This window comes from uncultured Anaerotruncus sp. (genome assembly GCF_902490045.1).
In the GTDB taxonomy this organism is placed as follows: Bacteria; Bacillota; Clostridia; order Oscillospirales; family Ruminococcaceae; genus Anaerotruncus.
The window spans coordinates 1-10,727 of sequence record NZ_CABUCJ010000083.1 but is presented as its reverse complement, the minus strand read 5'-3'; the positions used below and the strand labels follow the sequence as shown (position 1 = coordinate 10,727).

General features: G+C 62.5%; 10 protein-coding genes. All 10 read left to right on the top strand.

Annotated features, from left to right (window positions below):
• Positions 1-445 (top strand): NAD(P)/FAD-dependent oxidoreductase (locus tag RDM88_RS09145; protein WP_308754544.1); only part of this gene is annotated, 445 nt, incomplete at its 5' end.
• Positions 446-459: 14 nt separating this feature from the next.
• Positions 460-1,134 carry a (d)CMP kinase gene (gene cmk / locus RDM88_RS09140; protein ID WP_308754543.1) on the top strand — a complete coding sequence of 225 codons (675 nt, stop codon included), beginning with the start codon at positions 460-462 and terminating at the stop codon, positions 1,132-1,134.
• Complete coding sequence (locus RDM88_RS09135) at positions 1,124-1,726, top strand: lysophospholipid acyltransferase family protein (RefSeq protein WP_308754542.1); 603 nt, start codon at positions 1,124-1,126, stop codon at positions 1,724-1,726. Before cmk ends, RDM88_RS09135 begins: the two co-directional genes overlap by 11 nt.
• Positions 1,723-3,744 carry a bifunctional 4-hydroxy-3-methylbut-2-enyl diphosphate reductase/30S ribosomal protein S1 gene (locus RDM88_RS09130; protein WP_308754541.1) on the top strand — a complete coding sequence of 674 codons (2,022 nt, stop codon included), beginning with the start codon at positions 1,723-1,725 and terminating at the stop codon, positions 3,742-3,744. The genes RDM88_RS09135 and RDM88_RS09130 overlap by 4 nt, the downstream gene beginning before the upstream one ends.
• Before the next feature lie 200 nt (positions 3,745-3,944).
• The gene (locus RDM88_RS09125; protein WP_308754540.1) at positions 3,945-4,259 is read left to right on the top strand and encodes a metalloregulator ArsR/SmtB family transcription factor; all 315 of its coding nucleotides are present in this window, start codon (positions 3,945-3,947) and stop codon (positions 4,257-4,259) included.
• Between the two features lie 68 nt (positions 4,260-4,327).
• Positions 4,328-5,101, top strand: coding sequence for an SDR family NAD(P)-dependent oxidoreductase (locus RDM88_RS09120; RefSeq protein ID WP_374045441.1), 774 nt, complete (start codon positions 4,328-4,330; stop codon positions 5,099-5,101).
• A gap of 312 nt (positions 5,102-5,413) precedes the next feature.
• Positions 5,414-7,447 carry a single-stranded-DNA-specific exonuclease RecJ gene (gene recJ, locus RDM88_RS09115; RefSeq protein ID WP_308754539.1) on the top strand — a complete coding sequence of 678 codons (2,034 nt, stop codon included), beginning with the start codon at positions 5,414-5,416 and terminating at the stop codon, positions 7,445-7,447.
• A gap of 66 nt (positions 7,448-7,513) precedes the next feature.
• Positions 7,514-9,703, top strand: coding sequence for a bifunctional (p)ppGpp synthetase/guanosine-3',5'-bis(diphosphate) 3'-pyrophosphohydrolase (locus RDM88_RS09110; RefSeq protein WP_308754538.1), 2,190 nt, complete (start codon positions 7,514-7,516; stop codon positions 9,701-9,703).
• Between the two features lie 31 nt (positions 9,704-9,734).
• Complete coding sequence (gene dtd / locus RDM88_RS09105) at positions 9,735-10,193, top strand: D-aminoacyl-tRNA deacylase (RefSeq protein ID WP_308754537.1); 459 nt, start codon at positions 9,735-9,737, stop codon at positions 10,191-10,193.
• Positions 10,194-10,237: 44 nt separating this feature from the next.
• Positions 10,238-10,727: MBL fold metallo-hydrolase (locus tag RDM88_RS09100; protein ID WP_308754536.1), on the top strand; the 490-nt coding region annotated here is incomplete at its 3' end.

Sequence of the window (10,727 nt, the reverse complement as noted above, 5' to 3'; positions counted from 1 at the left end):
CGATTTGAAGCCGGGGCTTGATCCGGGCCGTCTCGACGCGCGGCTGCTGCGGGATTTTTCCGCGGCCAAAAACCGCGACTTTGCAAACGCCCTCGACCAGCTCCTGCCCAAAAAGCTCATCCCGGTCGCGGTGCGCCTGAGCGGCATCCCGCCCGGCCGCAAGGTGAACGCGGTCACGCGGGAGGAACGGCGGGCGTTCGCCGCGCTCCTGAAGGCGCTGCCGGTCACCCCGGCGGGGCTGCTGCCCGTCGAGGCGGGAGTGATCACGGCGGGCGGCGTGGCGGTCAGGGAGATCGACCCGCGCACGATGGAGTCCAAGCTCGTGAAGGGGCTCTATTTCGCGGGGGAAGTGATCGACGTGGACGCGCTGACGGGGGGCTACAACCTCCAGATCGCCTGGTCGACGGCCCGTCTGGCCGCGAAGGGCGTCAATCGGAACGGATAAAAGGAGAGAAACGGATGATTTCGATAGCGATAGACGGACCGGCGGGCGCGGGCAAGAGCACGATCGCCCGCGCGATCGCAAAGGAGCTCGGCTACATCTATGTGGACACGGGCGCGCTCTACCGCGCGATCGGCCTCTACGCCACCGCCAACGGGGTGGCGACCGACGACGCGGCGGGGGTCGAACGGCTGCTCGGCGGCATTAAGGTGGAGCTGCGGTATAAGAGCGGGGAGCAGCGGGTGTTTCTCAACGGCTACGACGTGTCGGAGGAGATCCGCCGCCCGGAGGTTTCGATGGCAGCGAGCAACGTGAGCGCCATCCCGGCGGTGCGGCAGTTCCTCTTCGCGCTCCAGCAGAATATGGCGGTCGAGCACGACGTGGTCATGGACGGCCGCGACATCGGCACGCTCGTGCTGCCCCACGCGCAGGTGAAGATCTTCCTGACGGCGTCGCCCGAGGAGCGGGCGCGCCGCCGGTACGACGAGCTGAAGGCCAGAGGGCACGAGGTCGACTACGGCGCGCTGCTCGAGGAGGTCAGGCAGCGCGACTACAACGACTCGCACCGGGCGATCGCGCAGCTCAGGCAGGCGGACGACGCCCTGCTGGTCGACACGACGGGCAACACCCTCGAACAGTCGGTCCAGGCGCTCACCAAGCTGGTGAAGGAGAGGCTGCGAGATGTTTTATAAGGTTATCAGGGCGCTCTGCGCGGTTTTTCTGCGGCTGGCCTTCCGGTTCCGGGTGGTCGGCCTCGAAAACATTCCCGACGGCGGGGGATTCATCCTCGCGGCCAACCACCGCTCCAACTGGGATCCGGTGCTGGCAGGAATCCCGCTCAAGCGCCACAGGGTCTGCTATATGGCCAAGGCGGAGCTCTTCCAGAAGAACGCGCTCTTCGCAAAGATCATCACCGCGCTGGGGGCCTTCCCGATCGAGCGCGGCAAGGGGGACACCGGCGCGATCGACCGGGCGGACCGCATCATCACGGGGGGCGGCGTGCTGGGGATGTTCCCCGAGGGCACCCGCTCCAAAACGGGGACGCCCGGCCGCCCCAAGTCGGGGGTTGCGATGATCGCGCAGCAGACGGGGGCGGACGTGGTGCCCTGCGCCGTCTGCTTCGGGGAGCGGATCGGCTTCCGGTCGCGGGTGACCGTCCGCTACGGCAGGCCGATTGAAAACGGGCGGTTCCAGTTCAGCGGGGAGGCCGTGCCTCACGAGCTCAAGGCGGCCAGCCGCCTTGTGATGGACGAGATCGTCGGGCTGCTGGAGGACGGGATTTGAAGCGGATTACGGTTGCAAAGACGGCGGGATTCTGCTTTGGGGTCCAGCGGGCGGTGGACGCCGCCTTCGCGGAGGCGCGTTCGGGGACGCCCGCCTGTACGCTCGGGGAGCTCATCCACAATCCCCAGATCGTGGAGGAGCTTGTGCACGCGGGGGTGCGGGTGATCGAAACCCCCGCGGAGAACGCCGACGGCCGGACGGTGATCATCCGGTCGCACGGGGTCCCGCCGAAGGTCTACGGAGAGCTGGCGGCGTCGGGCGTGCGGGTGGTCGACGCGACCTGCCCCTATGTCGAGAAGCTCCACCGGCTGGCGGAGGAGCACTCGGGGGAGAGCGTCATGCTCATCGCGGGCGACCCCTCCCACCCGGAGGTGGAGGGGATCGCGGGCTTCTGCAAAGGGGAGACGCACATTTTCCGTTCGGCGGAAGAGCTGGACAAAATCCTTCCGATTTTGTATAATCGTGGAAATGAGCCGGTCACCCTGCTTGCGCAGACGACTTTTTCGGTGCCGGAATGGGAAAAATGTGTAGAAAAACTTAAAAAAGTGTGTACAAAGCTCCGAATATTTGATACAATATGTATTGCTACTGAAAAACGACAGTCTGAGGCGCTGGAGCTGGCGGCCGGAAGCGATGCGATGATCGTGATCGGCGGCCGGAAAAGCTCCAACACCGCCAAGCTGGCGCAGCTCTGCGGAGCGTATTGCGACACCTTTCTGGTCGAGTCGGCGGCGGAGCTGCATGATCTCGATCTGGACGGTTATACTAGGATTGGCGTTACAGCGGGCGCGTCGACGCCGGCTTGCATAATTAAGGAGGTACATAAAACCATGAGTGAGATTCTTAAAGATCAGGACGAGCTTTCTTTTGAAGAGATGTTGAACGAATCCTTCAAAACAATAGATAACAGGGAGAAGGTAACAGCGACCGTTACGGGAATCGCGCCGAACGAGATTTCCGTCGACATCGGCACCAAGCACGCGGGCTACGTCCCGCTGTCCGAGCTGACCGACGACCCCAACGCGAAGCCTGAGGAGCTCGTCAAGGTTGGCGACCAGATGGACCTGCTGGTCGTGCGCGTCAACGACGTCGAGGGCACCGTGATGCTCTCCAAGAAGCGCCTCGATGCAATCGCCGGTTTCGAGAAGGTCATGAACGCGGTCGACACCGAGGAGATCCTCGAGGGCACCGTCGTGGAGGTCATCAAGGGCGGCGTGCTGGCGCTGACCAACGGCGTCAAGGTCTTCATCCCCGCCTCCCAGGCCACCCTTTCCCGCAACGACAGCCTGGAGGACCTGCTCAAGAAGAAGGTCCAGTTCAAGATTCTGGAAGTCAACCGCCAGCGTAAACGCGCGGTCGGTTCGATCCGCGCGGTCCTGCGCGAGCAGCGCCGCGAGCTCGAGGAGAAGTTCTGGCAGGAGGTCGAGGTCGGCAAGCATTACACCGGCGTCGTCAAATCCCTCACCAGCTACGGCGCGTTCGTCAATCTGGGCGGCGTGGACGGCATGGTGCACATCTCCGAGCTGAGCTGGAACCGCATCAAGCACCCCTCCGAGATCGTCAGCGTGGGCGACACGGTCGAGGTCTACATCAAGGACATCGACGCGGAGAACAAGAAGATTTCCCTCGGCTACAAGAAGGCGGAGGACAACCCGTGGGTCATCATGCAGCGTGACTACACGGTGGGCACTGTCTGCACCGTCAAGGTCGTCTCGATGACCCCGTTCGGCGCGTTCGCCCAGATCATCCCGGGCGTGGACGGCCTCATCCACATCAGCCAGATTTCCAACGAGCGGATCAACAAGCCCTCCGACGTGCTCTCGATCGGCCAGGAGGTCGAGGTGAAGATCACCGAGCTCGACACCGAGAAGAAGCGCGTCAGCCTCTCGATCCGCGCGCTGCTCGCCGACAAGGCGCCCGCTGAGGAGCAGGCCCCCGTCGAGGACGAGTCCCCGATGGTCTACGAGGCCGGCCCGGACGGCGCGCAGGGCGAAATCCCCGAGGATTCCGCGGAATAAACAGAACCGTTTTTACCGGCAGGGCGCGGCGCGCCCTGCCGGTTTTCATTTGGAGGCGGCGTCCGCGCCTTTGGGCAGGGCCCGCCGAAGAGACCGCTTTCAGGCCCCGGGAACACGATCGTTTGTTCCTGCGTATTGACAGGAGGGCATATTTAAGATACAATATGTTTAAAGGTTTAAACGCGTAAGGGGGGAATAATATGAGTAAAGAGACCCTGACGGTTTTATCCAAATGTATTCCTGTATTCACGATGTTACAAGACGAAAACCGACAGCGCATCCTCATGCTGCTGTTTGACAGCCATAGCATGACGGTCTCTGAGTTGACGAATCACCTTGCGCTGTCCAGGCCCGCGGTTTCTCATCATTTGAAGCTATTGCTGGACTGCGGCCTCATTAAAGTCGTTAAGAATGGGAAAGAGCGGATATACAGCCTTAGTATGGACAGGGCGATACATCTGCTCAGAAGCCTTCTTAAATCGTTGGAAATGGACATGAATTCAGCGCCTGAATAAGGCGTTAAATTTTTAGGTTATGCGATCAAAAGATTAAACTTATAAACGTATATGGAGGACTGGTACAATTGAGAAAGCACATTGCAGTCGTGACTGGAGCCAACGGGGGCTTAGGGAAAGAATTTGTTAAGTTGTTGGCGGCAGATCCAGAAATAGACGAAATTTGGGCAGTTGCCCGTAATCAGGAAAAACTGAAGCAAAGCGCGCTGGAATTGGGAGCGAAAATACGGATCCTTTCAATGGATTTGACTGACCGTGAGAATGTAAAGCATATTGCGGAAGAGTTGGGGAAGAGCGGTGCAACTGTAAAGTACCTGGTAAATAATGCGGGTTTTGCAAAGTTTTGCTCTTATGACGATATAAGCGTCGAAGAGTCGCTGAACATGATCGACCTGAACATCGGCGCAGTCGTAGCACTTGGATTGGTCTGTATCCCTCATATGGAACACGGAAGCCATATCATCAATATTGCATCTCAAGCGTCATTTTTTCCGTTGCCCTACCAGAATATTTACAGCTCGACAAAGGCGTTCGTCCGAAACTACACAAGGGCGCTCAACGTTGAATTGAAGGAAAAAGGGATCGGCGCAACTGCTGTGTGTCCCGGCTGGATGAAGACGGGGTTATTTGACCGCGGCCTGATTGGAGCCCAAAAAGGCACGCACAATTTTTCAGGGATGGTCATGCCCGATGTAGTGGCCCAAAAAGCTCTGCTCGATGCAGGGAAAGGGAAAGACATATCTGTATATGGGCTATACGTGAAGTTTACACATTTATTGTCTAAAATCACACCACAAAAGCTGATGATGAAAATTTGGCTAAGTCAGCAGGGAATCAAGTAACCAAGGGACGATACAAAAACAAACCAAAGAACCCCTGCGCCAAAAAGCGCAGGGGTTCTTTTGCCGTTTCGGCGAAGGCCGGCCGGCCAGACCTGATATCAATACTTTCCTGCAACGGGGGACTTTCAGGCCGTATGCCGTATATTGTGTTTTTGGCAAAAAAGTGGTACAATAAACACCGTTGGCTTTATGGCAAGCATCGTTGGCTTTAACGGTTTTCCCGCCGCGCGGGCCTTTGGGCTTCCGCGTCCGGTTCCCCGGGGCATTTTACGGGGGCGGCGGGAGGTATCTGCGGAAAACGGAGGAATCTACGTGCCGATAAAACGCTGGAACGTCCGGCGCCCCGACGAGGCGGCGGCCAAGCGGCTCGCAAGCGAGCTGGGCCTGCCGCTGATTGCCGTGCGGGTGCTGGCCGGCAGAGGGTATGACACCCGGGACAAGATCGAGCGGTTCCTGTCTTCGGACGGGACGCTGACCGACCCGCTGGCAATCCGCGACATGGATAAGGCCGTGGCGCGCATCCGGCGGGCGCTTTCCGAGGGGGAGCGGATCGCCGTCTACGGCGACTACGACTGTGACGGCATCATGTCGACGGTCGTGCTCTACAGCTATCTCGAGTCCGCGGGCGCGGACGTCTGCTATTACATCCCCCAGCGCGACCGGGAGGGCTACGGCCTCAACCGGGAGGCGCTGAAGCTCATCCGCGACGACGGGGTGCGCCTCGTCGTCACGGTGGACAACGGCATCACGGCGATCGGGGAGGTGGAGTACGCCGCCTCGCTCGGGCTCGACGTGGTGATCACCGACCACCACAAGCCGCGCGAGGTGCTGCCCGCTGCCGCCGCGGTCGTCGACCCCCACCGCCTCGACGACGAGAGCGGGTGCGAATACCTCGCGGGGGTGGGGGTGGCCTTCAAGCTCATCTGCGCGCTCGAGGGGGACGACGGCGAGCTGATGCTCGACCAGTACGGCGACCTCGTCGCCGTGGCGACGGTGGCGGACATCGTGCCGCTCACCGGCGAAAACCGCACGATCGTGCGGCGGGGGCTGGAGAGCCTCCAGAACACCGACAACGAGGGCCTGGCCGCGCTCATCCGGGTGTGCGGCATGGCGGATAAGCAGCTCTCCTGCGAGAACATCGCCTACGGCATCGTGCCGCGCATCAATTCGGCGGGCCGGTTCGACTGCGTCGACAACGCGATCGAGCTTTTCGTCGGGGGCGGCGACGAGCCGGAGGAACTGGCCGGGGGGATCAACTCCCTCAACGAGAAGCGCCGCGCGATCGAGGACCAGATCGTCCGCCAGATCATGCAGAAGCTCGAATCGGATGCCGAGGCGCTCGGCCGCCGGGTGATCGTCATCTACGGCGAGGGCTGGCACCACGGCATCGTGGGCATCGTCGCCTCCCGCATGGTCGAGCGGTTCGGAAAGCCCTGCATCGTGCTGTCGGTCGAGGGGGAGAACGCGCGCGGCTCGGGCCGCAGCGTCGAGGGCTTCTCGATCATCGACGCGATCGACGCCTGCTCCGGGCTGCTCGTGCGCTACGGCGGGCACAACCAGGCCGCCGGCCTGACGGTGCCGATGGAGAAGCTGCCCGCCTTCATCGAACAGATCAACCGCTGGGCCGCGGAGCACTATCCCGAGATGCCCCAGCAGACGATCAACATCGACTGCGACCTCTCGCCGCGCCAGCTCAGCGTCCACGCGATCCAGCCGCTCGCGCTGCTCGAGCCGTTCGGCTCGGGCAACGAGCTGCCCGTCTTCCGGATTCCCGGCTGCACCCTCCAGGGGGTCTACCCGATCGGGGAGGGCAAGCACCTGCGCCTGCGGTTCGCGGGGGATGACACGGTCTTTTACGCGGTCTATTTCGGCATGACGCAGGAAAACTTCCCCTACGCGGCCGGCGAGGTGGTCGACCTGGCCGCGACGGTCGACGTGGGGGAGTGGAACGGCGAGCTGCGCGTCTCGGTCAAGGTGAAGGACATCCACCTGACGGGGGTCGATTACGATAAAATCCACCACTCGGAGCAGGTCTACCAGAGGCTGCGCCGCAGCGAGCCGGTGGAGGAGCCGGCGAGGGCGCAGGTGGTGCCCAGCCGGGACGACATCGCGGTGGTCTACCGCTATCTGCGCTCGAAGGGCAACCTTTCGGCGCCCGACGAGGTGATCTACGCGAAGCTGCGGGGAAACATCTCCTGCCTGTGCAAGCTCAAGCTCGCGATCGACGTGCTCGACGAGATGCACCTCGTCACCCGCGAGCCGGGCGGCCGGCGTGTGGCGGTGGTGCCCAACCCGCAGAAGGTGGATATCTCCCAGTCAAAAATATTGCAGGGTCTGCAATCCTGAAGCCTGCCGGCTGGCGCATGAACCGGCGACCTGGTTGCGGGCAGCCGCCCGTGATGGAGGATGCGAATGAAATACTATGTAATTGACGATCTGCTGCAGGCGATCGAAAAGAGCGGCCGTCCCTACGACCGCGATCAGATCCTTGCGGCCTACGAGGTGGCGAGGGAGGCCCACAAGGGCCAGTGCCGCGTGTCGGGGGAGCCGTATATCTCCCACCCGATCGCCGTCTCGATCATCCTGGTCGACCTCGGCATGGACAGCGAATGCGTCGAGGCCGCGCTGCTGCACGACGTGGTGGAGGACACCGACATCACGGCCGAGCAGGTCCAGAAGCGGTTCGGCGCGGGCGTGGCGCTGCTCGTGGAGGGCGTGACCAAGCTGGGCAAGATCAGCTTCACCTCCCGCGAGGAGCAGCAGGCGGAGAATGTGCGCAAGATGCTGCTCGCCATGGCGCAGGACGTGCGCGTCATCATCATCAAGCTGGCCGACCGGCTGCACAACATGCGCACGATCGAGGTCATGCCCGAGCAGAAGCGCCGCGACAAGGCGCTCGAGACGATGGAGGTCTATGCGCCGCTGGCGCACAGGCTTGGCATCCGCGCGGTCAAGGAGGAGCTCGAGGACATCTCCCTCCGCTACCTCGACCCGGTGGCCTACCACGAGATCGAAAAGATGCTCGAGCTCAAAAAGGCCGACCGCCAGAGCTTCCTCGAAAAGATCAAGGCGAAGATCCGCGAGCGGCTCGCGGCGGAATACAGCGAGGTCTACATCGACGGGCGGGTCAAGAGCGTCTACGGCATCTACCGCAAGGTCTATATCCAGGGCCGCGCGTTCGAGGAGATTTTCGACATCTACGCCGTGCGCATCATCGTCGACTCGGTCAACGAGTGCTACAACATCCTCGGCATCATCCACGACCTCTTCCGGCCGCTGCCCAACCGCTTCAAGGACTACATCTCCACCCCCAAGCCGAACATGTACCAGTCGCTGCACACGACGGTCATCGACAAGGAGGGCATCCCCTTCGAGGTGCAGATCCGCACCTGGGATATGCACCACACGGCGGAATACGGCATCGCGGCCCACTGGAAATACAAGGCGGGCATCACCGGGCGCGACAAGCTCGAGGAGCGCCTCGCGTGGATCCGCCAACTCATCGAAAACCAGAAGGAGGCGGACGACGTCGAGGACATCGTCCGCTCGATCAAGAGCGACCTCTCGCCCGAGGAGGTCTACGTCTTCACGCCCAAGGGGGACGTCATCGCCCTTCCGGTGGGCTCGACGGTCATCGACTTCGCCTACGCCATCCACACCGAGGTGGGCAACCGGATGGTGGGCGCGAAGATCGACGGGCGGATGGTCGCGCTCGACACGCCGGTGCGCACCGGCCAGATCATCGAGGTCGTCACGACCAACGCGAAGGACCACGCGCCGAGCCGCGACTGGCTCAAGATCGTCAAGACGACCGAGGCGCGCAACAAGATCCGCAACTGGTACAAGAAGGAGCGCCGCGAGGAGAACATCGAGCAGGGCCGCGCCGAGCTGGAACGGGAGTTCCGCCGCAACATGATCACCCTGCCCGAGGGCAAGGCGAAGGAATTTTTGCTCGCGATCGCCAAGCGCCAGCACTTCGAGGTGGTGGACGACTTTTTGGCGGCGGTCGGCTATGGGGGCGTGCTGCTCTCCAAGATCATGCCGCGCGTCAAAGAGGACTACATCAGGATGTACCGCACCGCCGAGCCGGAGGACCCGACCGAGCGGGTGCCGATCAAGCCGCACCGCGTCAAGGGCGCGTCGAGCGGCGTGATCGTCGAGGGGCTGGACAGCTGCCTGGTCAAGTTCGCGCGCTGCTGCAACCCGCTGCCGGGGGACGAGATCATCGGCTTCGTGACGCGGGGCTTCGGCGTGTCGATCCACAAAAAGGACTGTACGAATGTCATAAATTCCATCAACGACCCGAACAATGCCGAACGCTGGGTGCGGGCCGAATGGGCGATGGAGAGCGCCAAGAAGGAGCACTTCAAGAGCACGATCGAGATCGTCACCGACGACCGCATCGGCGCGCTGGCGGACATCTCGGTGGCGCTCTCCACGATGCGCATCTCGATCAGCACCCTCATGGCCCGCGAGGTCAAGACGGGGGAGAACATCGTGACGGTGACCTTCACGGTCAGCGACATCGACCAGCTCAACTTCATCATCGGAAATCTCAGAAAGATCCCGGGCGTGACGAGCGTCACAAGGTCTGTGCAGTAGCCGCCCGGAATAAACTGGTAGGGGGATCGCCATGAAAGCGGTATTGCAGCGGGTTTCTTCCGCGGAGGTCACGTCCGGAGGGCAGGTGCTCGGGGAGATCGGGCAGGGGCTCGCGGTTCTGCTCGGCGTCGTGGCGGGCGACGGGGTGGACGAGGCGGACTTCCTCGCCGAAAAGGCCGCCGGCCTGCGGATCTTCGAGGACGAAAACGGTAAGATGAACAGGTCTCTGCTGGAGGTGGGCGGCGGGATGCTCGTCGTCTCCAACTTCACCCTCTGCGCCGACGCGCGGCGGGGGCGGCGGCCCTCCTTTACGGGCGCGGCCGCGCCGGAGGAGGCCAACGCCCTCTACCTGCGGTTTGTCGCGGCGGCGAAGGACGCGGGCGTCTCCCCTGTCGAGACGGGGGCGTTCGGCGCGGACATGCGCGTCTCGATCGAGAACGACGGGCCGGTGACCATCCTGCTCGACACGGACGAAATCATGAAGAAATAACCCGCGCCCGACCCGGCGCGGAAGCTTTTGCCAGAGGTGAAAAGATGAAAGTATACACGATGCCGGTCGGCACGATGGGCACCAACTGCTATATCGTCGCGGACGGGGAGGCGAGCGTGATCATCGACCCGGGCTTCCAGGCGGAAAAGCTCGAGGCGTTCCTAAGGGAAAAGGGCCTGCGCCCCGCATACATCCTGCTGACCCACGGGCACTACGACCACATCGGCGCGGTGCGGGCGCTGCGGGAGGCGTTCGGCTGCAAGCTGGCGATCGGGCGGCGGGATCTCGAAATGCTCGCCGACCGCCGCAAAAGCCTCGCGATCATGCGCGGCATGACCGACGAGGACTACCTGCTCACCCCCGACCTGCTGCTCGGGGAGGGGGACGCGGTCACGGCGGGGCCGATGCGCTTCGAGGTGCTGGACACCCCCGGACACACGGCGGGCGGGGTCAGCTACAAATGCGGCGATCTGCTCTTCACGGGGGACACCCTCTTTGCGGGGGACATCGGGCGAATCGACCTCTACGGCGGGG